29 protein-coding genes and 1 pseudogene are annotated in these 25,573 nt (G+C 63.6%); 9 read left to right on the forward strand and 21 right to left on the reverse strand.

The features are described from left to right. The 9 genes from AC1DW2_RS09980 to AC1DW2_RS10020 all read right to left on the reverse strand — a co-directional run. Nucleotides 1-662 (reverse strand): succinylglutamate desuccinylase/aspartoacylase family protein (locus tag AC1DW2_RS09980; RefSeq protein WP_477005925.1); only part of this gene is annotated, 662 nt, incomplete at its 3' end. Between the two features lie 62 nt (nucleotides 663-724). Further along, on the reverse strand, nucleotides 725-1,069 hold the full coding sequence (locus tag AC1DW2_RS09985; protein WP_018645782.1) for a RidA family protein: 345 nt from the start codon (nucleotides 1,067-1,069) through the stop codon (nucleotides 725-727). Between the two features lie 58 nt (nucleotides 1,070-1,127). Continuing rightward, nucleotides 1,128-1,925 carry a transporter substrate-binding domain-containing protein gene (locus AC1DW2_RS09990; RefSeq protein WP_477005926.1) on the reverse strand — a complete coding sequence of 266 codons (798 nt, stop codon included), beginning with the start codon at nucleotides 1,923-1,925 and terminating at the stop codon, nucleotides 1,128-1,130. Nucleotides 1,926-1,956: 31 nt separating this feature from the next. After that, nucleotides 1,957-2,685, reverse strand: a complete 729-nt coding sequence (locus AC1DW2_RS09995; RefSeq protein WP_477005927.1) for an amino acid ABC transporter ATP-binding protein — start codon at nucleotides 2,683-2,685, stop codon at nucleotides 1,957-1,959. Then, a complete protein-coding gene (locus tag AC1DW2_RS10000) occupies nucleotides 2,672-3,322 on the reverse strand; it encodes an amino acid ABC transporter permease (protein ID WP_477005928.1) in 651 nt (216 codons plus the stop codon). The genes AC1DW2_RS09995 and AC1DW2_RS10000 overlap by 14 nt, the downstream gene beginning before the upstream one ends. 10 nt (nucleotides 3,323-3,332) lie before the next feature. Next, nucleotides 3,333-3,992, reverse strand: a complete 660-nt coding sequence (locus AC1DW2_RS10005; protein ID WP_477005929.1) for an amino acid ABC transporter permease — start codon at nucleotides 3,990-3,992, stop codon at nucleotides 3,333-3,335. A gap of 13 nt (nucleotides 3,993-4,005) precedes the next feature. Beyond that, nucleotides 4,006-5,301, reverse strand: coding sequence for an amino acid deaminase (locus tag AC1DW2_RS10010; protein ID WP_477005930.1), 1,296 nt, complete (start codon nucleotides 5,299-5,301; stop codon nucleotides 4,006-4,008). A gap of 141 nt (nucleotides 5,302-5,442) precedes the next feature. After that, nucleotides 5,443-6,285 (reverse strand): metallophosphoesterase family protein, encoded by an 843-nt coding sequence (locus AC1DW2_RS10015; RefSeq protein WP_477005931.1) that lies wholly within the window; start codon nucleotides 6,283-6,285, stop codon nucleotides 5,443-5,445. A 70-nt stretch (nucleotides 6,286-6,355) separates the two neighbouring features. Continuing rightward, on the reverse strand, nucleotides 6,356-6,970 hold the full coding sequence (locus AC1DW2_RS10020; RefSeq protein WP_477005932.1) for an acriflavin resistance protein: 615 nt from the start codon (nucleotides 6,968-6,970) through the stop codon (nucleotides 6,356-6,358). Nucleotides 6,971-7,137: 167 nt separating this feature from the next. Between AC1DW2_RS10020 and AC1DW2_RS10025 the strand changes: the two genes are divergently transcribed. Together AC1DW2_RS10025 and AC1DW2_RS10030 are read left to right on the forward strand one after the other, a co-directional pair. Next, nucleotides 7,138-7,512, forward strand: a complete 375-nt coding sequence (locus AC1DW2_RS10025; RefSeq protein ID WP_166352601.1) for an MAPEG family protein — start codon at nucleotides 7,138-7,140, stop codon at nucleotides 7,510-7,512. Between the two features lie 111 nt (nucleotides 7,513-7,623). Then, nucleotides 7,624-8,922 (forward strand): RsmB/NOP family class I SAM-dependent RNA methyltransferase, encoded by a 1,299-nt coding sequence (locus AC1DW2_RS10030; RefSeq protein WP_166352603.1) that lies wholly within the window; start codon nucleotides 7,624-7,626, stop codon nucleotides 8,920-8,922. A 214-nt stretch (nucleotides 8,923-9,136) separates the two neighbouring features. Here AC1DW2_RS10030 and AC1DW2_RS10035 read toward each other — a convergent pair whose 3' ends face one another. From AC1DW2_RS10035 to AC1DW2_RS10045, 3 genes are all read right to left on the reverse strand, one after another. Continuing rightward, nucleotides 9,137-9,346, reverse strand: coding sequence for a cold-shock protein (locus AC1DW2_RS10035; RefSeq protein WP_008141931.1), 210 nt, complete (start codon nucleotides 9,344-9,346; stop codon nucleotides 9,137-9,139). A gap of 265 nt (nucleotides 9,347-9,611) precedes the next feature. Next, nucleotides 9,612-9,944, reverse strand: a complete 333-nt coding sequence (locus tag AC1DW2_RS10040; RefSeq protein WP_247312124.1) for a DHCW motif cupin fold protein — start codon at nucleotides 9,942-9,944, stop codon at nucleotides 9,612-9,614. Between the two features lie 253 nt (nucleotides 9,945-10,197). Beyond that, nucleotides 10,198-10,569: a nuclear transport factor 2 family protein gene (locus AC1DW2_RS10045; RefSeq protein ID WP_477005933.1), complete on the reverse strand. Its 372-nt coding sequence runs from the start codon at nucleotides 10,567-10,569 to the stop codon at nucleotides 10,198-10,200. Nucleotides 10,570-10,717: 148 nt separating this feature from the next. On the opposite strand from AC1DW2_RS10045, the gene guaA reads away from it, so the two are divergent. Then, complete coding sequence (gene guaA, locus AC1DW2_RS10050; RefSeq protein WP_477005934.1) at nucleotides 10,718-12,316, forward strand: glutamine-hydrolyzing GMP synthase; 1,599 nt, start codon at nucleotides 10,718-10,720, stop codon at nucleotides 12,314-12,316. Nucleotides 12,317-12,335: 19 nt separating this feature from the next. Here the strand turns inward: guaA and AC1DW2_RS10055 are convergent, their stop codons facing one another. After that, nucleotides 12,336-12,767 carry a hypothetical protein gene (locus AC1DW2_RS10055; protein WP_166095580.1) on the reverse strand — a complete coding sequence of 144 codons (432 nt, stop codon included), beginning with the start codon at nucleotides 12,765-12,767 and terminating at the stop codon, nucleotides 12,336-12,338. Then, on the reverse strand, nucleotides 12,760-13,920 hold the full coding sequence (locus AC1DW2_RS10060; protein ID WP_208071851.1) for an ImmA/IrrE family metallo-endopeptidase: 1,161 nt from the start codon (nucleotides 13,918-13,920) through the stop codon (nucleotides 12,760-12,762). Before AC1DW2_RS10060 ends, AC1DW2_RS10055 begins: the two co-directional genes overlap by 8 nt. A gap of 30 nt (nucleotides 13,921-13,950) precedes the next feature. Between AC1DW2_RS10060 and AC1DW2_RS10065 the strand changes: the two genes are divergently transcribed. After that, on the forward strand, nucleotides 13,951-14,433 hold the full coding sequence (locus AC1DW2_RS10065) for a hypothetical protein (protein WP_477005935.1): 483 nt from the start codon (nucleotides 13,951-13,953) through the stop codon (nucleotides 14,431-14,433). A gap of 150 nt (nucleotides 14,434-14,583) precedes the next feature. On the opposite strand, the gene AC1DW2_RS10070 is transcribed toward AC1DW2_RS10065, so the two are convergent. Together AC1DW2_RS10070 and AC1DW2_RS10075 are read right to left on the reverse strand one after the other, a co-directional pair. Beyond that, complete coding sequence (locus AC1DW2_RS10070; protein ID WP_248577121.1) at nucleotides 14,584-15,183, reverse strand: NADPH-dependent F420 reductase; 600 nt, start codon at nucleotides 15,181-15,183, stop codon at nucleotides 14,584-14,586. A 16-nt stretch (nucleotides 15,184-15,199) separates the two neighbouring features. Further along, complete coding sequence (locus AC1DW2_RS10075) at nucleotides 15,200-15,934, reverse strand: SDR family NAD(P)-dependent oxidoreductase (protein ID WP_477006022.1); 735 nt, start codon at nucleotides 15,932-15,934, stop codon at nucleotides 15,200-15,202. A 291-nt stretch (nucleotides 15,935-16,225) separates the two neighbouring features. Between AC1DW2_RS10075 and AC1DW2_RS10080 the strand changes: the two genes are divergently transcribed. Further along, nucleotides 16,226-17,122, forward strand: a complete 897-nt coding sequence (locus AC1DW2_RS10080) for a LysR family transcriptional regulator (protein ID WP_477005936.1) — start codon at nucleotides 16,226-16,228, stop codon at nucleotides 17,120-17,122. Nucleotides 17,123-17,291: 169 nt separating this feature from the next. Here AC1DW2_RS10080 and AC1DW2_RS10085 read toward each other — a convergent pair whose 3' ends face one another. Continuing rightward, on the reverse strand, nucleotides 17,292-18,362 hold the full coding sequence (locus tag AC1DW2_RS10085; RefSeq protein ID WP_477005937.1) for a phosphatase PAP2 family protein: 1,071 nt from the start codon (nucleotides 18,360-18,362) through the stop codon (nucleotides 17,292-17,294). Nucleotides 18,363-18,733: 371 nt separating this feature from the next. On the opposite strand from AC1DW2_RS10085, the pseudogene AC1DW2_RS10090 reads away from it, so the two are divergent. Then, a pseudogene (locus AC1DW2_RS10090) lies at nucleotides 18,734-19,006 on the forward strand (MFS transporter); the annotation flags it as partial. Nucleotides 19,007-19,055: 49 nt separating this feature from the next. Here AC1DW2_RS10090 and AC1DW2_RS10095 read toward each other — a convergent pair. The 4 genes from AC1DW2_RS10095 to AC1DW2_RS10110 all read right to left on the reverse strand — a co-directional run bounded on the left by AC1DW2_RS10095 (nucleotide 19,056) and on the right by AC1DW2_RS10110 (nucleotide 21,722). Further along, the gene (locus AC1DW2_RS10095) at nucleotides 19,056-19,550 is read right to left on the reverse strand and encodes a DUF302 domain-containing protein (protein WP_477005938.1); all 495 of its coding nucleotides are present in this window, start codon (nucleotides 19,548-19,550) and stop codon (nucleotides 19,056-19,058) included. Nucleotides 19,551-19,596: 46 nt separating this feature from the next. Next, nucleotides 19,597-20,484 (reverse strand): alpha/beta fold hydrolase, encoded by an 888-nt coding sequence (locus AC1DW2_RS10100; protein ID WP_477005939.1) that lies wholly within the window; start codon nucleotides 20,482-20,484, stop codon nucleotides 19,597-19,599. Between the two features lie 175 nt (nucleotides 20,485-20,659). Next, a complete protein-coding gene (locus AC1DW2_RS10105) occupies nucleotides 20,660-21,430 on the reverse strand; it encodes an alpha/beta hydrolase (RefSeq protein WP_071914814.1) in 771 nt (256 codons plus the stop codon). 166 nt (nucleotides 21,431-21,596) lie between these two features. Next, nucleotides 21,597-21,722 carry a hypothetical protein gene (locus tag AC1DW2_RS10110; RefSeq protein WP_477006029.1) on the reverse strand — a complete coding sequence of 42 codons (126 nt, stop codon included), beginning with the start codon at nucleotides 21,720-21,722 and terminating at the stop codon, nucleotides 21,597-21,599. On the opposite strand from AC1DW2_RS10110, the gene AC1DW2_RS10115 reads away from it, so the two are divergent. The 3 genes from AC1DW2_RS10115 (at nucleotide 21,666) to AC1DW2_RS10125 (ending at nucleotide 25,553) form a co-directional block, all read left to right on the forward strand. Beyond that, a complete protein-coding gene (locus AC1DW2_RS10115; protein WP_477006023.1) occupies nucleotides 21,666-22,610 on the forward strand; it encodes a cupin domain-containing protein in 945 nt (314 codons plus the stop codon). The genes AC1DW2_RS10110 and AC1DW2_RS10115 overlap by 57 nt on opposite strands. A 259-nt stretch (nucleotides 22,611-22,869) precedes the next feature. Next, entirely contained in the window at nucleotides 22,870-23,166 is a 297-nt protein-coding gene (locus AC1DW2_RS10120) for a hypothetical protein (protein WP_028150930.1), read from the forward strand. Nucleotides 23,167-23,267: 101 nt separating this feature from the next. Next, nucleotides 23,268-25,553, forward strand: a complete 2,286-nt coding sequence (locus AC1DW2_RS10125; protein ID WP_477005940.1) for a hypothetical protein — start codon at nucleotides 23,268-23,270, stop codon at nucleotides 25,551-25,553. Nucleotides 25,554-25,573 lie beyond the last annotated feature (20 nt).

Genomic DNA, 25,573 nt, shown 5'->3' on the forward strand with positions numbered 1-25,573 from the left:
GCCATGGTCTGCGGTGTGACGGTGCCGCCGCCGCCGAATTCACCGGAGAGCCCGATCGCGCCGGCGCGCGCAGCCGCGGCCATCGAGGTCGGAGCGGTCGCGCCGTTTTCGGCGACGAAGGCGAAGGGCATCCCCAACCCCTCCATCAGGCGCAGCGCGTGGCCGAACATCTCGGGCGTGCCCTGCCGCTCGATCAGCGCGCAAGGCACATGCGCCATCGAGGTGCCGCCGGAATGGATGTCGAAGACGACTTCGTGCCGCGGAAACAGCTCGTGCTCGAGGAAGTGCGCAAGCCGGAACGTCGGCGTGCCCGCGGCATCGCCGGGGAAGGCGCGGTTGAGGTTGCCCTCGTCGAGCGGCGAGCGGCGGCGCGCCGCCATCACGGCTGGCCAATTGGCGAAGGGCAGGATGGTGATCTCGCCTTTGACGTCCTTTGCATCGAGCCGGCGATACAGCCGCGTCAGCGCGATCTCGCCCTCATATTCGTCGCCGTGATTGCCGGCCATCAAAAGCAGTTTTGGCCCGGCGCCGTTCTTGATCCGGAAGATCGGGATCTTGAGCTGGTAGTAGGGGGAGCGATCGATCGAGAAGGGAATGCCGAGATGGCCCGACCATTTCTGGTCCTTCTCGAAATCGATCTCGTGGAAAAGTCCGGTATGCATGGCTTGCCTCGCGGCCGCGCCGTCGCCGGCGCCGGCCAAAGGTTGAAAGGGTGGCGGTGCCTTTACAGCAAAGCGACAGCGGTCATCTCGACGCGCAGGTCGGGATCGGCGAGGCGGGCTTCGACGCAGGCGCGCGCCGGCGGGTTGGCCGGATCGATCCAGGCATCGTAGACCGAGTTCATGGTGTCGAAGTCGGTGATATGAGGCAGGAAGACGTTGACCGCGATCAGCTTGGAGCGGTCGGAGCCGGCTTCCTTCAGCAACGCGTCGATCTTGGCGAGCACCTGCTGGGTCTGCGACACGATGCCGGCCTTGCGGTCGTCAGCGACCTGGCCGGCGATGTGCACCATGCCGCCGGCGGCGACGGCCTGGCTCATGCGCGAGCCGACGACGTAACGTTTGATCATCTCGAAATTCTCCTCGTGAAGCTTGGCTCCCGCATCGATGCGGGAGCCGTGTGCTAGTTCACAGCGCCGGCAGCGTCTGCTCTTCCTTGAACCACTTCAGTTGCAACGCGCCGAGCTTGCCGTTGAGCTTGTTGAAGAAGATATCGGTGTTGATCCAGTTGAGCAGGTTCTGCTCGCCCTGGCGCACGCCGACATGGGCCGGCGACTGGCGGATCAGGAACTTCAGCTCGACCTCCTTGGTCGGGTTCTGGTCCTGCACCTTCAGCGCGATGGCGCTGTTCTCGGCGAAGGTATCGGCCTGTCCCGCGAGAAACGCGGCGAGCGCGGCCGGCGTGTCCTCGAAGCGCACCAGCTTCACCTTCGGCGCGTTGTCGGTGAGCCAGACGTCGAGCGTCGAACCCTTGGCCACCGCAACGCTGCGGCCGTCGAGATTGTCGGGCCTCTTGCCGGTCGCGGCCGGAATTGCCTTGGCGCCATAGACGCCGAGATTCACCACGGCATAAGGCTGCGAGAACATCACCTGCTGGGCGCGCTCGGGCGTCGCGCCGAGGCCCGCGATCAGGATGTCGATCTTGTCGGAGAGCAGGCTCGGGATGCGCGCTGCGCCCGTCACCGGCACGAGCTCGAGCTTCACGCCCATGTCGGCGGCGATCAGCCGCGCGAGATCGGCGTCGAGACCTGCGATCTCGCCCTTGTCGTCCTTGAAGCCCCACGGCGCGGCATCGGTCAGCAGGCCGACCCGCAGCTTGCCCGCGCCGAGCACGTCCTGGAGCTTGTCGGCCTGCGCGAGGGTGGGGGCAGCGAGCACGGCGAGCGCGGTGGCTGCGAGCGCAAAGAGGGATTTCAGTGGTCTCATGGCTCTCTCCTGATCGGGGATTGGTGGATGGTTATTTGGCGGACGCGATGAAGCTTGCGAGCTCGGGAGTTTCAGGATTGGCGAACAGTTTTGCCGGCGGTCCCTGTTCCCAGACGCGGCCCTGATGCATGAAGACGATGCGGTTGGCGACGTTGCGGGCAAAGCCCATCTCGTGGGTGACGAGGATCATGGTCATGCCCTGCTTCGCCATCGCCTCCATCACCTTCAGGACTTCGCCGACGAGCTCGGGATCGAGCGCGGAGGTCACCTCGTCGAACAGCATGAGGTGAGGGGCCATGGCGAGGCAGCGCGCGATGGCGACGCGCTGCTGCTGGCCGCCGGAGAGCTGCTCCGGCCAGGCGTCGATCTTGTCGGCGAGGCCGACGCGGGTCAGCACATCTTCCGCCAGTGCACGCGCTTTCGCTTTGTCGGTGCGGCCGGTGAGGAGCGGGGCAAGCGTGATGTTGCGCTCGACCTTCAGGTGCGGAAACAGGTTGAAGGCCTGGAACACGATGCCGACGCGCTGACGGAATGCCTTCAGTTCAGGCATCCTGGCGTGGACCTTCTCGCCCTCGACGCGGATCTCGCCGGAATCGACGCTCTCCAGTGCATTGATGCAGCGGAGCAGCGTCGACTTGCCGGAGCCGGAGCGGCCGATGATGGTGACGATCTCGCCTTCCTCGACGTCGAGCGAGACGCCCTTGAGCACCTCGACCTTGCCGAATGTCTTGTGCACGTCGCGGATTTCAACGAGAGCCATCGAGGCGGGCCTCCAGAGAGCGGGACCAGAGCGTGAGCGGCAGGCACAGTACGAAATAGATCGCGGCGACCAGCGCGTAGGTGAGTAGCGGCTGGAACGTCGCCGCGCTCACCACTTGGCCTGCGCGGGCAAGCTCGACGAAGCCGAGGATCGAGGCGAGCGAGGTGCCCTTGATCAGCTGCACCAGGAAGCCGACGGTCGGCGGCAGCGACAGCCGCAGCGCCTGCGGCGCGATGATGTGGCGGAATTGCTGCCAGGCGGAGAGGCCGAGACAGCTGCCTGCCTCCCATTGCGCCTGCTTCACGGCTTCCAGCCCGCCGCGCCAGATCTCGCCGAGGAAGGCGGCGGTGTAGAGCGTGTAGGCGACGGTGACGGCAACGAGGGCCGGCACTTGGATGCCCAGGAACATCGGCATGCCGAAATAGAAGAAGAACAGCAGCCCGAGCAGCGGCACGCTTTGGACGATCTGGATGCACGCCGCCATCGTCCAGCGCAGGCCGGCGAAGCGGCTGATGCGGCCCGTGGCGAACGCCAGCGCCAGCGGCGCACCGAAGGCGAGCGCGAGCACGACGAGCGCAACGGTCCAGCGCAGCGCCGCGAACAGCGAGACGAAATCGATGAGGGTGAAGGATCGCATCGCTGTCCCCTCAGCGCCGCCGCGGCCAGCGGAAGGCCACCGCACCAATGATGGCGAACAGCGCCTTGAACGACATCGCCATCGCGAAATAGACGACGCAGATCACCGCATAGACCTCGAAGCTGCGATAGGTGCGGCTCTCGATGAAGCCCGCGACGTGAAACAGCTCGTCGGCCGCGACCTGCGAAGCGAGCGAGGTGCCGAGCAGCAGCAGGACGAACTGGCTGGTCACGGCCGGATAGGCGTTGCGCAGCGCCGGCGGCAGCAGGATGTGACAGAACACCTGCCAGCCCGACAGGCCAAGGCACTGGCCGGCCTCGATCTGGTTCTTCGGCACGGAATCGAGACCTGCGCGGATGATCTCGACCGAATAGGCCCCGAAATAAAGCGAGAGCGCGACGGCAGCGGCTTCGAACGCCGGCAGCTTCAAGCCGAAGTTCGGCAGCACGAAGAAGACGATGAAGATCTGGATCAACGATGGCGTGTTGCGGAACAGCTCGATGTAGCCGCGCACCAGCCAGCGCAACGGCGTGATGCGCCCCTTCAGCGCGACCGCGCCGGCAACGCCGATCAGAAGCCCGGCCAGCGCCGCGATCACCGTCAGCTCGAGCGTGACGATGGCGCCGTCGATGAGCTGGTTCTGATAGCGCCACAGCGGCAGGAAATTCATCGCGCGAGCCGCCTCAGCCGAACTGGGTGGGGAGGGCGCGCGTTACCACGCCGTCGGCGTCGAGGCCGAGGATCACGCGCCAGCGGTCGAGGCAGGTGCAGGGATGCGAGATGCCGAAGGCGATGATGTCGCCGACCGCAAGCGTGCCATCGGGCGCGACGGACAGGAATGCGTGCTGGTCGTTCAGACGGGTGACCGACAAGGTCTCGGCAAGCCCTTGTTGTTCGACGCCGTCGCGGAAGACGCGTAGCGGCAGCGGCAATCCCTGATCGAAGGAAGCATCGCGCATGCCGAAGCCGGCGATCGCGAGGCCTGCCTCCGGCCGCGACAGCACCTCGGCCCAAAGTTTCAGCGCAGGTTGGAAACCCTCGGCCGCCGAGTGCCGCGCGCCGTCGATGACGAGACCGCCGCGACGGTCGAGTTCGGCGAAGGCGCGCGCGTAAATGCCGTGATCGGCGAAGAACAGCGCGCCTGAGCGCAAGAGGATGCTGGCGTTGCCGTCTGCCTGCGCGCTTGGCGCGAGCGCGCGGGCGACGACGTCGAAATAGGCCGAGCCGCCGGCGCTGATGATCAGCGGCCGGCCCGGAGCAGCATGACGTACCAGCGCGAAGGCCTCGATGGTGCGCTCCATCAGCGCCGCGATCGCGCGCATCGTCTCGTCGGCATCGGGCGTTGCGACCGCGCCTTCGTAAGTGGCGACACCGCCGAGCAGGAGGCCGTCGGCCGCGAGCACGGCTGCGATCGTCGCTTCGACCGCGGCGCGATCGCGCGCGCCGGCGCGGCCCGCACCGAGCTCGACCAGCACGGACAATTCGCGGCCGCCCGCAATCCGGGCCGCTTCAGCCAGTGCGGCGACCGCCGCCGGTGAATCCGCGAAGGCGTGGAATTCGACGTCGGGATAGGCGCCGAGCAACGCGCCGAGCCGCCGGCCGGCCGCGAGGCCGCCGATTTCGTTGGCCAGCAGCAGGCGCCGCTCGCCATGGGCGAGCAACACGGCGGCCTGCTGGATGTTGGCAACCGTCGTGCCCCAGGCGCCGGCCTCGCGCAGCGATCGGACGAGCTCCGGCGACATCGGCGTCTTGGCGTGGGGCGCAACGGCAACGCCGGCGCTCCTGCACCAGCGCAGGAAGAGGTCGCGGTTGGCCGCGAAGGCGGCTTCATCGAGGGTGAGGGCGGGCAGAGCGAGATCGCCGCGGGAGGGCTGCCAATCCTGGTGGGCGATCTCCTCGATCGGCAGGCCATCGACCAGGGGGATGCCTCGCGTGGTCGTTGAAAGACGTTGGCTCTCCCACCGGGACAAGAACTGCATCGTCGCTCCCTCAGCGGCTCCTCGACCGCCAGGGAACGATATGTTGGAATGACAACGTTGTCATTAGTGTATTGTAGCCAATCTCGGCGCGAATTCGATGCAGTGAGGTAATTAGGTAAGGTATTGTGCCCGTGAATTGGGCTAGTGCTCGCCGCCCATCTGGGCGAGCAGCTCCTCGATATCGACATCGACCTGGCCCGCGGCCCTGACGTGACGAACTTCGAAACTGTTCGGCCGGAAGCGGTATTCGACGAGCCCGACTTCCTTGATCGCGATCCGGTCCTGGCGCGCGTCGTTGATCCTGAAGCCGGCCGACGGCGCCCAGACATGGCGGGTGTGGCGGTAGGTGAAGTCGCGCCGCTGGTGCACGTGCCCGCTGGCGATGAGACGCAGGTCCACAGTCGAGAACATCTCGATCAAGCGCCCGCGTGCCGGCTGCGGCACGTAGCGGATCGAGGTCTCCGGCGTCTCGGGGTCGTCGGGCAGGTTGAGAAACATCGGCTTGTGCACGAACAGCGCGATTGGCCTGCCGTTGATGCGCGCCATTTCCCGGGACAACCAGTCGAACTGCTCGGCCTCGAAGGCGAGCCCTGAATTCATCACCAGCGAGTTGAGGCCGATGAAGTGCCAGCCGGCCGCTTCGAATGACCAATGGTCTTCGCCGATGATGTCGCGGAATTGTTGGCGGTGCTTTTCCTCAACCGGCGGCTTTGGCGCAGGCCCGATCGCGGTCGGATTGTCGCCGATGTCGTGATTGCCGGGGAGGTAGCGGCAGGCGACGGGCAGGGCCGCGTGCCGGCTCTTGGCGAATTCGACATCGTCGCGACTTGTCGGCCCGTCGAAGGAGACGTCGCCGGTGTTGACGACGAGGTCGGGTCTATCAGCGTCGATGTGTTCGCTGACGCGATCGAAATTTGCGATCAGGCCGGGGAAGCGCCGGCCGAGATGGGTGTCGGAAATCTGCGTGAGGCGAAATTCGGACATGGGATGAGCATACGCGTTGTCGCACGTCGGAACGATGACGGCACGCGCATGCATCGCCATGAAACAAAGTTTAAAGCACGCGATAGCGGATCGTGTAGGCGTCCTGCGGGGCGCCGCTGCCGGTTGCCGGCGAGGCGATGCGGTCGGCGAGGTGCCAGGGCCCGAACTGCTCGGACCGATGCGGCTCGGCGGGCAGGCGGAGGCGGAATTCGAACGTGCCCTTGCCGGGCAGGTTCACGACCAGCACGCGGTCGGCGGTGCGGTGGTTGAGCGCCACGGCGCCGCGCAGCACGGAGCGGCCATCACCGAGCTCGCGCACGCCGTCGACCAGCGCCAGCGTCTGGTTGCGGTCGGTGTGCAGCTCGATCTGGCTGTCGGGCGCCGCCGTGAGCGTTTCCCTGGGCATCCGGATCTCGAACTCGACCGCCGGCTTGGAGGGGTTGAGACCGAGATAGGCCAGCGCGGCGTGGCGCATGTCGTAGGCGGCAAAGGCGAACAGGGCGAGGGCGGCCAGAGTGGCGAGGCCATGCCTGACGACGTCGCGCCAGCGCCGGTAGCTCAGGCGGAAGTACACCGTCATCGCCAGCGCGACCGCGAGCGCCGCCGCCATGCCTGACAGCGCCGACATCAGGACGCCGAGCCGGCCGTCCGCGGATTCGGTCAAAAGGCTGGAGAGGGGGTTCATGTCAGTCTCTTGGCGCTAGCTCGCCTTGCGGTCCCGGGGACCGAAATCGCTTTAACTATCGGCCTTTGGTCGCGGGACCGGGAACACCGGTTCAACTCGTTGATTGTCAGCGCCAGCAGTCGCGGCTAATGACGGTCCGCGGTGTTCCGCCTGACGGGAAAGTTCCGATGTCCATCCAAATGGTTTTGCTGCCTGTCTTCGTGCAGGTCGGTCTCACCTTCGCACTCCTGATCGGAATGGTACTGGCGCGCCGGCGCTCGCTGGTCTCCGGCGAGACCAAGAGCCGCGACATTGCGCTGGGCGAGCAGTTCGAATTGCCGGTGCTGTTCTACGCGCTGATCGCGCTGGCGCTGCCCTTGCGCCATGCCGATCTCTTCATCGTGCTGATGTCCTGGGTGTTCGTGGTGACGCGCTTTGCCCATGCCGGCGTGTTCGTCTCCTCCAACGATCTCGGCCGGCGCTCCACGATCTGGCTCGCGGGCGTGCTTGTGCTGCTCGCGATGTGGATCTACTTCGCGCTGAAGATGCTGTTGTTGATCTAGGCGCGCGCATGATCCGGACCCGGAGGGCCGCGTTAGCGCAAAGTGGATACCGGTTTTCCGACAAGATCATGCGCAAAGCAAAAATAGCCAATCCTGACCTGAAAGATTCAAATGACTCCCGCTGCCCGGCTGTCCGCAGCCATCGAACTGATCGACACCATCGAGAAGGACCGCGTGCCCGCGGCCAAGGCGCTGAAGGAGTGGGGCACCGCGCACCGCTTCGCCGGCTCCGGCGACCGCGCCGCCATCGCGGGCCTCGTCTGGGACGTGCTGCGCCGCTATGCCTCGAGCGCCTTCCTGATGGATGCCGATACCGCGCGCGCCCGGCTGATCGGCATGCTCCGCCTCGAGCGCAACATGGACGCGGCCACCATGGGCGCGCTGTTCGACGGCAGCCGGTTTGCACCGGCGCCGCTGACCGAGGCCGAGCAGGCCGCGCTGGCCTCGCGTTCCCTCAAGGACGCGCCGGCTGCGATCGCCGGCGATTATCCTGATTGGCTCGACCCGTACTTTGCGAAAGTGTTCGGCGAGGAGCGCGCCGCGGAGGCGGCCGCGATGGCGAGCCGGGCGCCGCTCGATTTGCGCGTCAACACGCTAAAATCCAATCGCGACAAGGTGCTGCGCGGGCTTGCTCATCTTCATGCGGAACCGACGCCATGGTCCGCAAACGGCCTGCGCATCGAGCTTTCGGCCGATGCGCGCAATCCCGGCCTCCAGGCGGAGGAGGATTTCATCAAGGGCGCCGTTGAAGTTCAGGATGAGGGATCGCAGCTTGCGGCCAGCTTCACCGCGGCAAAACCCGGCGAGCAGGTGATCGATCTCTGCGCCGGCGCCGGCGGCAAGACGCTGGCACTCGCAGCCATGATGCAGGGCAAGGGACGGCTGATTGCCACCGACAGCGACAAGCGCCAACTTGCGCCGATCCACGAGCGTCTCTCGCGCGCCGGCGTCCACAATGCCGATGTCCGCACGCCCAAGGGCGAGGCCGATCCGCTGGCCGACATCAGCGGCACCGCCGACCTCGTCGTGATCGATGCGCCCTGCACGGGAACCGGCACCTGGCGCCGCAATCCGGACGCCAAATGGCGCATGCGCCCCGGCGCGCTGGAGATCCGCCTGCGTGACCAGGCCGAGGTGCTGGAGCGCGCCGTGCCGCTGGTCAAGGCCGGCGGGCGCATCGCCTACATCACCTGTTCGGTGCTGGCGGAAGAGAACGGCGAGCAGGTGAGGGCGTTCACCGCCCGCCATCCCGAGTTCGCCGTCGTGCCGCCCGAGCAGACCGCAAGCGTGCTCTGGGACAAGGCGGAGGATTTCGCAAAGGCCGCGCTGCAGTCGGATGAAGGCTGGCTGATGACGCCGCGGCGAACGGGGACGGACGGGTTCTTCGTCTCGGTGCTGAAGAAGACGTAGCTCTCGTAGGGTGGGCAAAGCGAAAGCGTGCCCACCATTCGCAGTGTGAAAGATGGTGGGCACGGCGCGCGAAGAGCGCGCCTTTGCCCACCCTACGGCACCGCGTGTGCCGCGCCGCAGTTCCCCAAAACAAAAACCCCGCGAACCGAAGCTCGCGGGGCTTTCTAACTCGACGTTCTGCCGGTACGTCCGTGGTCAGAACGGTGCGTGGGCGTTAGCCGACGCGGAGATTGTCAGCCGACGACTTGCCGCTGCGGCGGTCGGCGACGATGTCGAACGAGACCTTCTGACCCTCGTTGAGGGAGGAGAGGCCAGCGCGCTCGACGGCGCTGATGTGAACGAACACGTCCTTCTGGCCGTCATCCGGCTGGATGAAACCATAACCCTTTTGGGTGTTGAACCACTTCACGGTGCCCATAGCCATGGGAATTTCCTTTAGTTAGTTAGAGAGGATACGCACGTGGACCGGTACGCGAAATTGCGCCCATGATCCTGTTCAGTCGATGTTTGGGGAAGTCATCTGAAGCGTGCGCGCCCGTCTGCAACGAAGCGAAGCGGCCCAGTCGTTCGGCCAAGTATCGATGATCACAATATAGCGAGAATTTGGGGCTACTTCAAGGCACCACCCGTGGGCCGGCATGTGGCGCGGCTTTGCTATTTTGCGGTGCAAATGAGCCGCCCGACAGCCCTCAATCCACGATGAAAAGCGTCGCCCCCGTGGCCGTCGAGGACCGGTGCGCGGCGTCGCCGAAGTCCGAGACCTGGTAGCTCATCCCTGCGGTGAGCTTGAATTTCCGCCCGTCGCGCAGCTCGCTGTCGAGCTCGCCCTTCAGCACGTAGAGCACGTGGCCGCGGTCGCACCAATGGTCGGCGAGATAGCCCGGCGAATACTCGACCATCCGCACCCGGAGATCGCCGATGTTGAGGGTGCGCCACTTGGCCTGCCCGGTCTCGCCGGGATGCGTGGTGGCCTCGACCTTGCTCCAGTCGGTGACGGTGAAGGGGGAGGCGGGGAGTTTCATCGGTGGTGATCCTGTCTCAGAGCCGGCGGACGCAGTGTTAGCGCACGCGCGTCCGGCAGTCTCCGTCATTGCGGGCGATACTCGGTGTCATCGCCCGACTTGATCGGGCGATCCAGTATTCCAGAGGCCGCGCCGTGATGCGGAAAAGCCGCGGCGTACTGGATTCCCCGCTTGCGCGGGGAATGACAGCGGTGGATGGGGCGGCACCGTCTGCACACGATAAGCGCGTTGCCGACAGCAATGCGCGCAAGCGTCACTGCGCCAAATGGTTCGCCGACCCCTGCAAAATCAGCCCCGCTGCATTCACCCGCAGATACTCGCAGATCTTCTTCCCCCGCTCGTTCTCGTAAAACACCACGACGCTGTCAGGGCTGACGAACAGGTCGATCAGTGTAAAATGCAGCTCCGGCAGCAGGGCGAGCGCCTTGCCCCAATACGCCCGCAACGCGTCCTTGCCGCGCACGGTGCCGCTGGCATCGAACCCCATCGCGGGGATGCGGTCCGAGGTCATCACGGTGTCCTCGGCGTAGAGCGTCAGCACGCGCTCGAGATCGCGCGCGTTCCAGGCCTCGAGCCAGGTCCGGCCGAGCGCGGCAAGCGTCGATGGCTGATGGTGCTGTGGCATGGCGTTCTCCCTGATTGCCCCCTGTTTGGCGTGAGGGTATATTAGGTCAATAATACTTACCTATATCCATTTGTCCATGCCCAAAGAAGAATGTGGGCGCGCGCATCGCGCGGTTGCGGGCAGGGGCACGGTCGCGTATTTGCTGGCCATGACAGCAGCACAGAACGACCGCTCCGCGTCGACGCCCTCGGTGGCCTCGGCGCACGACAAGATTCTCATCGTCGACTTCGGCAGCCAGGTGACGCAGCTGATCGCGCGTCGCGTGCGCGAGGACGGCGTCTATTGCGAGATCGTCCCGTTCAACAAGGCCGAAGAGGCCTTCAAGGAGATGAAGCCGAAAGCGGTGATCCTCTCCGGCGGACCTGAGTCGGTGCATGAGGCCGGCTCGCCCCGCGCCCCGCAGCTGATCTTCGCCTCCGGCGTGCCGGTGCTCGGCATCTGCTACGGCCAGATGACCATGGCGGAGCAACTCGGCGGCACCGTCGAGGGCGGCCATCACCGCGAATTCGGCCGTGCCGATGTCGAGGTCAAGGCGCCGAGCAAGCTGTTCGAGGACGTCTGGTCATCAGGCGGCAAGAATCAGGTCTGGATGAGCCACGGCGATCGCATCACAAAAATGCCGCCGGGCTTCTCCGTGGCCGGCACCTCGCCGAACGCGCCGTTCGCGATCATCCAGGACGAGACGCGCAAATACTACGGCCTGATGTTCCACCCCGAGGTGGTGCACACGCCCGACGGCGCCAAGCTGATCCGCAATTTCGTCCGCAAGATCGCCGGCCTCTCGGGCGACTGGACCATGCGCGCCTTCCGCGAGGAAGAGATCGCAAAGATCCGCGCCCAGGTCGGCAAGGGCAAGGTGCTCTGCGGCCTGTCCGGCGGCGTCGATTCAGCCGTCGCGGCCGTGCTGATCCACGAAGCCATCGGCGACCAGCTCACCTGCGTGTTCGTCGACCACGGCATGCTCCGCCTCGACGAAGCCAAGACCGTGGTCGATTTGTTCCGCCACCACTACAACATCCCGCTCGTGCACGTGGATGCGTCAAAACAGTTCCTGGGCGAGCTCGAAGGCGTCACCGACCCCGAGACCAAGCGCAAGACCATCGGTCGCCTCTTCATCGAGGTGTTCGAGGCGGAGGCCAAGAAGATCGGCGGCGCCGACTTCCTGGCGCAAGGCACGCTCTACCCCGACGTGATCGAGAGCGTCTCCTTCACCGGCGGCCCCTCGGTGACGATCAAGTCGCACCACAATGTCGGCGGTCTGCCCGAGCGCATGAACATGAAGCTCGTCGAGCCCCTGCGCGAGCTGTTCAAGGACGAGGTGCGCAAGCTCGGCCGCGAGCTCGGCCTGCCCGAAATCTTCGTCGGCCGCCACCCGTTCCCGGGCCCCGGCCTCGCCATCCGCTGCCCCGGCGACATCACCAGGGACAAGCTCGACATCCTGCGCAAGGCCGACGCCGTCTACATCGACCAGATCCGCAAGCACGGCCTCTACGACGACATCTGGCAGGCCTTCGCCGTGCTGCTTCCCGTGAAGACGGTGGGCGTCATGGGCGACGGCCGCACCTACGACTACGTCGTGGGCCTGCGCGCCGTCACCTCCACCGACGGCATGACCGCGGACTTCTACCAGTTCGACATGAAGTTTTTGGGCGAGACCGCGACGCGCATCATCAACGAGGTGAAGGGCGTGAACCGGGTGGTGTACGACGTGACGAGCAAGCCGCCTGGGACGATTGAGTGGGAGTAGGGGGCGATCACGAAGTGGGTCAGTCTGGCAGTTCTTGCACCCAAGTCTCGATGTCGACAGCGTCGCAATCCATTCTGGCGTACTGGGCTACTTGATCTGATGACGTGAGTACACGATGTCCGTTGTTCGATGCGATTGATGCGGTGTAGAGCTCGGTGTGATTGTCGTATGCCCCACGCGGAAAGCCGGAGTTCAGCTTTTCTGCGATGCGTGCAGCTCCGACATATGTCGACTTCTTCATTATGATCTTGTTACTGATGTGCGGGGCCAGGATCGCAGCTTCCTCTTCGTATAACTCGTCAAATTCCTGCCAGGCGCAGGCGGGCACCCCGATCGTGCCGCTAGCTAATTTTTCGATGAGAATAGATTGTAGATTCCCAGATGCAGCTGCGATCGCGTGAAGCCCGCTGGTGTCGACAACACAAGAGCACTTCGGCGCCGCCTCATTCATCTTGGAGCTCGCGGAGCTCGGCATCAGAGATCGATTTCGCGTACGCGAAGTAGGGCCGTTGGTACTTTGGCTTGAGTCCGGTCGAGCGGTAGAGATTGACTTCGCTTATGCGACCGTCGCTAAGGAGAGCATCGAACGCGCGGGCGAACTGATAGCCATACTTGGCTAGTTTCACTTTTTCCTGCGCGGGCGGTTGCGGTGGTCCGCCTTTTTTCTCAGAGTAGTCCGGGTTGGCGTTGTGGACGAGACGTTTCCACTTGTCGTAACTGCCGGAGCGGTAGAAGCTTAGCTGCTCAAGGCGTAGTACAGTGGCTTCCTGGCTGATTTTCAGTCTGCGCGAAGCCCAGCGTACGTCATCTTGGTCTGGGTCATTTGCAGGCGAGGAGGTGCCGAGAAGCGGCGCGACATAGCTGCGGGGCACAAGGAAAGCGCCAGCGAAGCGATTGCAAAGGCGCTCTGTCACATTTTCGCGCACGAACGGATCGGAGATACCCGACTTGCCCATGAGAACATGAGCTAGCTCGTGAATGAGGGTGAATAAGCGTCGTCCCCGAGTCTGCTGCATCGTGTTGATGACAACGACGGGATACAGAAAATGTGCGAGACAAAAGCCGCTTCCATCGGCATGCGGGAAGCTGTCATGAAGGACGAAAATGCCCTTTTCTTCGATCCTATTCCGGCAAACGTTGTAGAACTCGCGCGCGTCCTTCGCGTTTGACTGGTCCTCGATCGTGATGTTGAAAAAGCGACGAGCCGCAAGCGCGAACTCGTCAACGTCGTCGTTGTTGGTGGCTGTGAATGCAGGTAGCTGTGGTGCGCCGCGGACGCGCCCTTCGATAACCGTCCTTTGGATGCCCTCGGCAAAGTGGATGGCTTCTATCGTCTCGCGCGACTTGGCCCGGGGCGCCGGATTGGGCGATCGGAAATCTGGTAGCACATCGTGAAACTGAGGCGCTCGCTCCATGAAGAATATAAACGGAGGAAGCGCGAGCTCTTTGGCGATGTCATTTAAGATGCCTTGGCGCGGCTCTGGTTCGCGCTGGAGTTCGGACTCGAGTTGGGTAACACTGAGTCCGAGACGTTTCGAAAGTTGCTCCCGGGTGAGGGAACGGGCTCGCAAAACTTCGCGAAGAATGTTCGGATTGTAGGCCACGAATCGTCCTTGGCAGTGGGGCGCCTGACTATGAAATATGGGGACTTTTCTAGCTTGGTTCAACTAGGAGTTGGGCTGCACGTCGGTACCGCCCTGCTTCAGATGTACGGCGAGCTGGGGGTTGCGCCCTTGGTCCGGACAATTGGCCGTACGCGGAGCCTATTCCTTGCTCCTGACGGAGAACGGCCGCCCAAGGCTCTGGAAGAGGAACTGGACCGGCTCGAAAGCAGGTACGAGATCTTCAAAATTCGGCTCTTCCAAGAATACCGGAAATACGTTCGCATCAATTCGTTCGTTGCAGTGCTTCTGGCAATCGTCTTGGTTGCGATCGCATACAAGGCGCAGGACGATGTCATCGAAGGCTACGAATGGACCACGGTCGTGATGTTCGCGCTCTCACTACTGCCTGCGCCTTCAACCCTCGGCGCGCTTTGGGTGGATGCAAATCGCCAAGTGAAGCCGATGAAGGACGAGGCCGACGATCTCGAAAAGCGCGCTCTAGCAAGTGCGTAAGACGGGTAGAGCGCAGCGAAACCCATAGGATTACGGTGACAGTGCATTTAACTATCGCTCGGCAAAGAAGGCTTGCGAGTTGAATTCACTGTCACCGCAATTCGTTTTGAGATTCTACTTCTCTGGCCAAATCACACGATCGTAGATCGACTACTGCTCCTTTTTGAATAAATCCTGGAAGATGAGCTGGCCCCAGATGCGGTCGCGTGCGTGCACCAGCGCGCCACCCTCGTTGAGCTTTCCCAGCTTGACAGGTGCGAAGCCGAGTTGTTTGGCCAGGGCCGCCACGGGAACGGTCGCGTCCTCGTCGTCACCAGACAAAAAGACGACCCGGTGGCCGCCCTCGACGATCGGATCGGCGGCCAGCTTGGCCGCAACCAGATGATTGAAAGCTTTCACGAGCCTGGCGCCGGTGAACGCCTTCGCGACGAAGGCGGAGGACGGGAGACCGTCCAGCTCCTCAGGCGGAACTAACGCATTCATCGCGTCGATGACCGTCTTGCCTTTCCAGCTCGGCAGGGCCTTCGCAACCTCGCGATGCTCCCCGAAGGGGACCGCCAGGATGATCGTTTCGGCCTCGAGTGCTTCCCGCAGCGACTTGGCGACGACCGTGGGGCCGATCGCCAGAGCCTGCGGCGCCAACGTCTCGGGCGGCCGGCGGCTCGCGACTGTTACCTCGATGTTCTTGCGGGCGAAGGCGTGGGCGAGGGCCTGGCCGACCTTGCCGAATCCTATAATTGCGTAGCTCATCATGCGTCTCCGATTTTCAGATGGCCGAGAAGCCGCCGTCGACAGACAACTCCACTCCATTCACGAAGCTCGAATCGTCTGAGGCAAGAAACAGCGCGACCGCCGCAATTTCCTCAGGACGACCCATCTTTCCCCGCGGGATCAGGGATTCGAACATCCGCTTCGCCTCCTCGGTGAGAACCTGGTCCTGCATCGGTGTGGCGATCGGCCCCGGGCTCAGCACGTTCACCCGGATATTCCTGCCCTTCAGTTCGTTGAGCCACGTGCGTGCGAATGAGCGCAACGCCGCCTTGCTCGCCGCATACACGCCGTAACCAGGAAAACCTTTCACCGATGCAACTGACCCGGTCATGAAGATCGATCCGCCATCGCGCAACAGCGGCAAGGCCTTCTGAACCGTGAACAGCGTGCCGCGCGTATTCAGGCCGAAGGCAGCATCGAAATGCTGCTCGGTGATCTCGCCCAGCGGGACGGCTTCGCCGATGCCGGCGCTTGCGTACAGGACGTCGATCCCGCCCTTGTCCCGCTTGACGGTTTCGAACAGGCGGTCGAGGTCGTCGAGATTGGCCGCGTCGCCGCGCACGCCGGTCACGTTCCGGCCGATCAGGCTGACGGCCTCGTCGAGCGCCTCCTGCCTTCGGCCCGTGATGAAGACATAGGCGCCTTCTTCAACGAACCGCCTGGCGCTCGCCAGCGCCATACCGCTCGATCCACCCGTGACGACTGCAACCTTACCTTCAAGCTTTCCCATGACTTTTCCTTTGAGACTCCGTCTTTGGTCGTTCGGGGAGGCCCCCGACGAGCTCGACATAGGTCCGCCGGCGTCAGGCGTTGAGTGCGGAAGCGCGCACATCGGTGGTGCGAAATCGATCCGGCTGGACGATTGACGCCAGCCGCGACGATCGCTGTCCGCCGTTCGGAATTGGGCCGCGCTTGGCGGCATGGGCTATCATCACCGCCCGTGCTACCCACATGCGAGATGCTGTTCGATGTGTTGGACACGGGCATTGGAACGCGCACCCCTGCGGTGCAGGATTGCACCATGATCGACTGGGACGACGTTCGCTACTTTCTTGCCGTCGCGCGCGGAGGCTCGGTGCGGGCCGCCGCCGAGCGCCTCGGGGTGAACCACTCGACCGTGCTGCGACGCGTCGCCCAGCTGGAGGAACGGCTCGGTGCGCTCATGTTCGAGAAGCTGCCTTCGGGCTACCGCCTGACGGCTGCAGGGGAGGAGGTCCTCGAGCTCGCGGACCAGATGGAGGCGTCGTCGCACCAGCTGGAGACGCGCGTGTTCGGCCGCGACCAGGGCGTGCGAGGGCTTCTGCGGGTGACGCTGGCACCGCCGCTTGCGACACACCTGCTCATGCCTGATTTCGCCGATTTCGCGCGTCTGCATCCGGACATCGAGATGGACATCCTGTCGTTCGGCGAGCTGGCAAATCTGACCAACCGGGAGGCCGACGTCGCGATCCGCGTCGTCTACGACCGCAAAACCCTGCCGCTCAATCTTCACGGCCTGAAGGGGCCGGAGCTGTTCGGCGGCGTCTACATGTCCAGGGATCGACTAGCCGCGTGGCGTGCGGGCGCGCCTGATCCTATCAGGTGGATCGTCATCAGCATTCATGGAATTCCGGATTGGGCCCACGAGGGTGAGGTTCGCACCGCCGAAGTTCCGTTCAGGGTCACAGATGCCGGAGCGCAGATCGTTGCTGTACGGCAAGGGCTCGGGATCACGACACTGCCGTGCTTCGTCGGCGATGCCGACCCCCTGCTGGTGAGGGTGCCGGGCACCGACCTGCACATGTACGGAACGCTCTGGCTTCTCACACAGGGGGAGACACGCAAGACGAAGCGTGTGCGGCTCTTCACGGAGTTCGTATCCCGCAGGCTCGCCGCGTACGCTCCGCTTCTCGCGGGGCTGTCCATATCGGGCGACTGATGTGCGTCAGGCCGCCGGCGACGCTTGCCGCAATCCGGTCGGAAGCCGAGCTGCGAACGCTCCAAGCGACATCGCGGCCTATGCGGAAATTGCCCTGAGCGTGGCCTTGCTGAGAGTTCGACGAGACAATCGCAGTCCGCCCGAGATGATGGCACTGCCAACTTCCAACTCAAGGCGAGAGTGTCTGGCTGCCGTTCGCACAATTGACGAGCTTTTGCGGCCAGTCGGGTGCCGACGCGGCGGATGTCCTCTGGGTCCGCTTGAGCCATTTGAGATAACTCGTCGCCGCCAGGATTGATGCTACGGCGAGCAGAATGCCGCCAACAAGATCGATCAAATAATGTGCGCCGATCACGGGGGTCGCCGCGATCATCAGGATATTGATAGTTGCCGCGATGCCACCCACGGCGCGTACCGGCCACAACGCCCACATGTAGAGCACGGCTGACGCGGCATGGAAGCTCGGGAATGAAACGATACCGGCCAGCTTGAAAAGTCCGAGTTCGCGCAGGCTTCCGTCACGCAAGGCCAGGATGTCCCGCAATTGTCCGGCATAGACCGATGTGTCGATGTTCGGGTACCGAGCCGGTGGCAGCTGCAATCCGTAGTAGGTGCCGATGGCCGGCACGAATACAGAGATGGCGATTGCGACCGCGAGCGCAACACTCATTGCGAGCACAAACAATTGCAGCCGTGCGTACTGCGCCGTGAGGACGAGTACAATGGGAATGCCGAGCAGTGGCCATTTGATCAGCCCATATGCGCGCGACAAGATGATCGCAAGCCATGGGTGGTCGTTGACGTACCGAATGATGGGCTCGGGATCCAAACCAAGTGCGCGATCCACAGAGAGCAGCGCCTGATCCTGGAGAGGATACCCTATTGCTCCCGCGACATAACTAAGCGGTCCTACGATGGCGCAAGTGAGAATGACCTGTCCAATCGTTCCGAGCGAGAAAAAGAGCTTCGGATCGGTGCGATCACCCCTGGTCAGCCGATGATGATAAGAGACAGCGAGCAGTGCCGCCGCGATCGCCAGCGTTGTGCCAAACGCGATCGGTTCGAGACGAAGATTGGTGGACGTCAGCCCTAACGCGAGCAGACTCCCCATAACGGCAATGATCAACCAGTTTGCGTTGAACAGCTGCCAGGCGGCTTGCGGATCCTCGTCGATTTTATGAGAGTTTCTCGGCGGCTCGGCGCTCCCCTTGACCGCCGTCATTCTTGCGTCGGATTTCATTCCCAGCGAACCTTGCAATCAAAACGAACCGTTGGTTCGCATGCGCGTCGTGATCAACCTAAAGTCGATTATAATCAGGAGTTGCGCAAGACGTATCGCACAATCGAAAGAAGTTTCAGGTTAACGGCGGGTGAACTAGAGCCATTATCCTCGTTTGTCGAGCGCCCATCAGGACCCATTCATAAAGCGAACCGACGACGAGGGCGGATTCTAGCGCAAAGCGAACCGGCATTGCTGGTGCGCCGCGCCGGGATTTGCCTTCGCGCGTGCTGTGCGGGCCATCATGACGGGCGCCGCCGCCGGCCTCTCGACCGAACTCGCGATTACGGTGATAGTGCACTCAATGTGCGAGGCTATCCGCTCTTTGCGCGTGGATGGGCGTCGGCCCGCTGGTCGCGGGCGCGGTCGCCGAGATGTTCGGCCTGCGCTGGCAGGCGATGATCCAAGGCCTCGCCTTCATGAGCCACCAGATCGGCAGCTTCCTCGGCGCCTACGGAGGAGGGGTTCTCTACGACGCGCTCGGCTCCTACACCATGGCCTGGCGCACCGGCGTGGCGCTGGGCTTGGCCGGTGGCATCATCCAGGTCGCGTTCGCGCTGATCCGGCCGTCGCAGCCGCCCGCGCCGGTGCTGCGGACGGCGTAGCTGGCGAGCCGGCCATCGCACTTCCATCGGCCGAAGACGTCGAGGGCGTTCAGCTTGCACATTCGCGTAGCAAGGTTGTGATTTTCGTATCAAGATTTCGGGCGACGGAGAGTGCGTCCGAATTGCCATAAGGCAGCAGAATACTCTCCATTTTGTCGTAAGAGACATGCACGCCATCGGAACGCTCATCAATGAGCACCGTGACTGGAGCGTAAGATCCAGCATCGGGCACGTGCTTGACCATTTCTTTCATGATGAGTGGATTGCCGATCACAAGCCGTATGATTTTAGGCGTCTTGGATCCGGCTTCGCGACGCAGAATGTCGCCCAAGTCAAATTCCGCGAAAAGCATAAGGTCCGTTCGGCCGAGGCCGCTTCGTACAACGCGCTCCAAATCCGGGAAGGAATTTGTCGCCCTCGTTTCCTTGAAAAATTCGACCATGTTGGGCTGCCCGACCGCCGACTTGAGCGCCGCCACAATAGTGTCGAATGATTTTAAGCTCGTGAGGCTGAAGCGCTCTACTTCGATTTTAGCGATTGTCATTTTGTCCTCTGTAACAACTCTCATGGATAAAGTGCGCCTGATCCCGTCAGAACGCGCCTTGTGTCATCGCGGGTCGGACATCCAGGAAAGTCCGGACGTGGCTGACGAAGATGTCGTGGTGCTGAAACAGCGCGCCGTGCCCTGAATCGGGATAGAGGACCAACTGAGCGTTACTCAGTCCCTTGAACATTGCGCAAGCGTTGTTCGCAGGCAGCATGGTGTCGTGGCTGCCGCTGACCACAAGAACGGGCTGGCGGATAGCGCGCAGAATGGCGTGCCCGGGATCAGGTGTGGCGCACCAGGTGATCAGCGCCTTGGCCTGTGGATCGGTTACCGCGTTGCCGTTATCGGTGTCCCGATCATCCTTGCGCACCTTGGTCCTCTTCAGGAAGGCCAAGCCGGACGACCGACTGGCGGATGAATTCGTGAAGAACAGCGGCAGGCGGGGGTCCGGCGCATCGGTTTGGGAAAACGCTTCCTGCAGAACCGCCAACAGGTGTTCCTCTCCGCCTTTCGGCGCGGTACCGACGAGTATGAGCTTGCGGACCAGCTGTCCGTGTTCGGCGGCGATCTGCTGAGCGACGCAGCCGCCGAGAGAAAAGCCAAGCAGGTCCACTTCGAGGAGGCCGAGCAAGTCGATGAAATCCACGGCGTCTCGTGCCATCGTCGCGACGTTGTCGGGCGTTTGACCGGTCGACCGGCCGACCCCTGCGTTGTCAAAGGCGATCACGGGGCGATCAGCGGCCAGAGCGTTGACGACGGCGGGATCCCATCCGTCGATGTTTCCCGAGAAGTGCTGCAGAAGAACCAGCGGAGTTCCAGTCGCGGGGCCGAGACGGCGATAGGCAAAGCGGATTCCGTGGCCTTCGATGTAACGGGTTGGCGCCGTTTCGAGTGTGAGGGCGTCCTGGTTCGCGATGTCGAGTTGAGTCATATCGTACTCCGGATGCTTGGCATGAAATGATCGAGCGGGTGACGCACGTAGCGCGGCGACCGAAACCTTCCTCTAGGATGTCGCTGGCGTTTCGCGCCATCGCGGTCCGAGGCGTTCCGCATTCCTCCGAGTGAGCGTGTGCGCTCCCGGCGCGACAGCGCCGGGAGCAGGTTCGTCACTTCGCGAGCGCGGCCTTCTCGATGACCTCAGCGACTTCCTTCGCATGGACCACGAGCGAGGCATGGCTGCCAGCGACTTCCGTCGTCTGAGCCTTCATCCTGGCTGCGAACAACTTCTGGACCTCGGGCGCGATGACTTTGTCCTTCGTGGTGATGACGTAGAACGTCGGCTTGTCGCGCCAGGCCGCAATGCTGACAGGCGCCTCGAACGCAGCGAGGCTCAGCGGAAGCTGCGAGTTGGCCAGGTGCTCGGCGATCTCAGGAGGAAGGTCAGCCGCGACGGCTGACGGAAACAGCTTGGGATCGATATACAGATTGCCCTTCGCGTCGGGATGGATTGCCTTGACGCCTTCGGTCTGCGGGCCGTCTTTGGCCAGCAACGCCAGGGATTGACCGACCTCCGGCGCGAACGCGGAGACGTAGACCAGCGCCGAAACCTTGGGATCGTTGCCGGCTTGCGTGATCACCACGCCGCCCCATGAATGGCCGACCAGAACGGTCTTACCGTCCTGTTTCGCGAGCGCCTGCTTGGTGGCATCGACGTCAGCGGCGAGCGAAGTGAGCGGATTTTCCACGAGCGTGACGTTGTAGCCCTTCTTCGAGAGAATATCGGCAACGGGCTGCCAGCTCGTCTGGTCCACGAAAGCGCCGTGCACGAGCACGATGTTGTGGGCTGCTCCCTTGGGCAGCTCAGCGGAATGGGCGGGGCCGACCCATGCCGTTCCGGCCAGGAGTACGGTGGCGGCTGAGAGAAGGATATTTAGCATTGATCGTTCCTGTTGATATGTCGGACGGAATAGGGTCCGGGGGAATGGACAGGCGTTTCCTGCCTGGTCGCGGTTTCTTCCATCCGCCGTTGGCGAGATGGTTGCCGCACATGACGTCGGCCCGCCGCGACATGACCTAGTTCGCAGGCTTTTCGGACGGTAGGGATCAATCGTCCGGATGTTGTGTCCGACCGTCCACCGGACTAACTTCGGCGGCATGGACATCCTTGCCCAAGTGCTCGATCGCGTTCGTCTCGGTGGGACGCTGCTGTTCCACTTCGAGCTCGGCCATCCCTGGAATCTGGCGCTGCCGGCGCGTCCCTACGCGCTGTTTCACTATCTCAGTCGGGGCTCCGCGACCCTCGCGCTCGAACTCGGACAAGAAATCCAGATGACCGAGGGCGATTTTGTCGTCATCACGCGCGGCGAGCCCCATGTGTTTTATTCGGATCGCCGGGCCAAGCCTTTGCAGATTGTGGACCTCGATCGATCGTCGGCTCGTCTGGGCGTCGTTCGTCACGGCGGCCGTTCCAAGCCGCTCTCGACCATGATCTGCGGCAATTTCACCGTGTCGCGGCCCTCGTTCAGCAGCGTGCTGGAAATGCTTCCGCCCGTGCTTCTGTTGAAGCCGACGGCGGACGGTGGCTGGCTCGAAGCGATCCTGCGCCGCATGGTCAGCGAGTCCGCGCTCGAGCGTCCCGGCCAGCGCGTCGCGCTCTCACGACTGACGGAAGTGCTGTTTGTCGAGGTGCTCCGAAGCTGGATCGCGTCTCTCAGTCCCGGACAAGGCGGCTGGCTCGGGGCCATATCGGACCCGCATATCGGACCGGCGCTCAAGTTGATCCACGAAAACCCGGAGCGGCCCTGGACCCTGAGCGACCTCGGCCATCGCGTGGGGCTCGGCCGCTCGGTATTTTCGGCCCGCTTCACCAAGCTCGTCGGCCAGACGATGCATCGTTATGTGATCGAACGCCGGATGGCGGAAGCGGCGTTCCTGCTCGAAACCAGCGATGAGCCCATCGCACGGATCGCGAGCCAGGTCGGGTACGAGACAGCGGCGGCGTTTTCAAAACTCTTTCATCGACATCATGGCATGTCGCCCGGCCGCTACCGGACCGCTCAGCGCCTTGATGGACATCAAGGTCAACCGCACGGTTCGGAAGTGAACGTCTCCGATTGAACGTGCGTCAGTTGCTCCGCCGCGCTTTCGTCTCGCTCTCATCGCCGGTGCTCAATTGTCGCACCTTCGGTGTGAAGCATCTCACACGCACGCTTGCGTCAATGCTGCGATAGAGTACCTGTTGTGATTGAACGTGGTGAATTTAGTCGATTTGACACACCCGCCATTACATCAGCCTCAAATGAGCTGCACACGCCAGAACGGCATGTTGAAATAGCCTCCAATCGGCCGCTCGGCCGATGAGAGCTATGGAGACACTATGGCTGACAAACACGAACAGAGCATGGTTGGTACGTGGACCAAATCCACGTCGGCTGCGTGTGCGGACAAATACCCCGCCACTCTCACATTCTCGACCGGCACCTACCGCGGCATGCGCGGACCAGGGCAGGGCATGGTGTGGTGGGACGCGGGAATCTACCGTCTCGAAGATTCCAACACACTCGTCGTCGGGACGGCGACTGATGAACTTGTGACCTATCGCATTTCACTCAAGGCCGACCGATTTGAGTTTACGGATTCAGAGGGCTGTGTCGTGACCTATCGGCGCGCGTAGGACTGCGCACGCCACAGCTGACCGAAATAACGCGGCTGTACCCGCGAACGAGCCCGATGCTCACGTCGATCGTCTCACCCTTTCAACGAGGAGAAGACGACATGTGCAATTGCTCAGAGCATGAATCGAGTGGCAGCCTTTCCAAGATGACCGCGGCATCGGTCGAGCCCGCGATGAAGCCGCAAGTCCCCCTGTCGCGCCAGATCAGCTTCAGCGACGAGGAGTCCGGCGATCAGCCGGCCTCGACCGATCTGCAGCCGTTTCCGCCGTTCAGGCTCTGCAGGCTCGACTTCCGCGAAGGCTGCTACCAGATCAACTTCAGGCCGACCGCGGGCTTGGTGACCTTTGAAGGCACGCTGCGCGTCGATCGCTCGGCACCCGACGGCGGCGCCGACCATCTGATCGTCAGCGGCGATCTCTACTCGCGCCGGCCGGTGATCGGTCCGATCCCGCCGGTGGGGCCCGTGGTGCCGGTGGGCGACGCGGACGAAGATGAAGCGGCGGCGGGCTCGGGATTGACGAGCCTGGCCGGTTCGCTCAGTGCGCTCGATGACCCCCTGATTCCGTTTCCGATCCGCCGGCCGCGGATCCCCATCTTCCCCCGCGCGCGCTATCATTCCTATCTCAGGGTGACCAGCGTGTCCGCGCCTGTCGCGGTCCCGCCGCCGAAGAAGTGCGAGCTGACGATCACAGCCGAGCAGTTCAATTACACGCAGCCGCCGGCCGGCCAGTTCAAAGGCACGTTCCCGGCTTCGCCGTCGCGCACCGTGACGATGAAGCTTTCAAAGGTGCCGGCGCCGTTTCCGTTCTCCCTGACCGGCGGCCCGTTCTACCAGGGCCGGCTGTTCGAGGGCGGCGTGGACAAGGGCAGCATCACGCTCGCCTGGGTGTCGAAGTTCTTCCGCCGCGCCACGCTGGAGATCGACACGCTGGTCGGAGCCGTCCGGCCCGCGCCGGTGCCTGACGGTGCCGGTGGCACCGAGTTCTTCGACACGGTCTTTGCGAAGACCGGCTGGCAGCTGTCGGTGGTGCAGGACCAGCTCAACGTTCCGGTGCCATCAGGCGTGGTGGCGACCAATTGCTGGAGCTCAGCGGATCTGCATGCGCTGATGACGACCGTACGCAATCCCGCGACGAATCTGGACACCGAATGGCGCGTGCACATGATCGTGGTGCCCGCCAAGCTCGGCTGCTCGCGCGGCATCATGTACGACCAGATCGGCGTACCTCGCGAAGGCTGCGCCAGCTTCTCCGATGACGGCTATCCCGTCTCGGACTCCTCGAACTTCGGTCTCGCCGCGAACAAGAAGCAACGCGACGTGCCGCGAGCGTTCCTGCGCAGCGCGACCCACGAGCTGACGCATACGCTGAACCAGATCCATCAGGAGCAGGAGACGGCGGCCGACAACTCGATCATGACCACGACGCCGAGTGTCGCGGACGTGCTCGGCGGTCCCGCGACCGGCGCACCCGGCGTGTTCCCGGATCAGATCGCGCTCGCGCACAACACCAACGTCCGTCATCACCTCAACCACATGCCCGATCCGGTCATTCGTCCGGGCGGATGGCCGTTCGCAAGCTGGTTCCCGACCGGTGCGCCGCAAGCCGCCGACCGGCACGACTTCGAACCTTCCGAGCTGGCGCTGACGGTCACGGCCACGACCGACCGCGTCGCGCTCGGCCAGCCGCTGGATCTGACCTGGACCATGACGAACACCAGCGGCGTGTCGCTGCGCGCGCCGAACGACGTCAGCACCGAGGCCCTGTTCGCATCGATCACCGTCACCGACGGCGAGGGGCACGAGCGTCCGGTCAGGCCGTTCGTGATCCTGTGCGAGCACGCGAAGCTGGGCGAGCTTGAGGCCGGCAAGAGCATCACGGCGTCAGCCAAGGTGTTCTGGAGCACGGCGGGCTTCGCCTTCGAGAAGCCGGGCCGCTATCGCGTCGACGTCGCCGTGTCATGGTCGGCGCAGGGCGTGATGGTTGGCGTGCAGTCGGGCATCGACGTGTTCGTCGACTATCCGACCAGCGCGAGCGACAACCATTCGGCCAATCTCGTGCTGCATCCCGAGGTCGGCAAATGGGTGGCGCTCGGCGGCGATGCCTATCACCTCGGTGAAGCGTGCCGGCGATTGCAGGCGCTCAGCCAGACCGCAGGGCCGTCAGGTGCGCGCGCTGCAACGGCTGCGGCCGGCGACGATACGACCGCGCCGCGCGCGATCGACGGTTTTGCCGACATGCTGCCCGATCGCGCCAAGCTCGCCAGGTTGCGTCCCGAACTGTCCGCCGAGACCGGCGGCCGTACGCCACGCGGACCGGCGCGAGCAGCCGCCCCAGGCCGCAAACGCGCGGCGAAGGCAAAGGGGCGCGCTGGGCGAAAGCGGTAACGGTTTCGCCCAGAGCCTGG

It is taken from the genome of Bradyrhizobium sp. P3_C3, assembly GCF_056402655.1.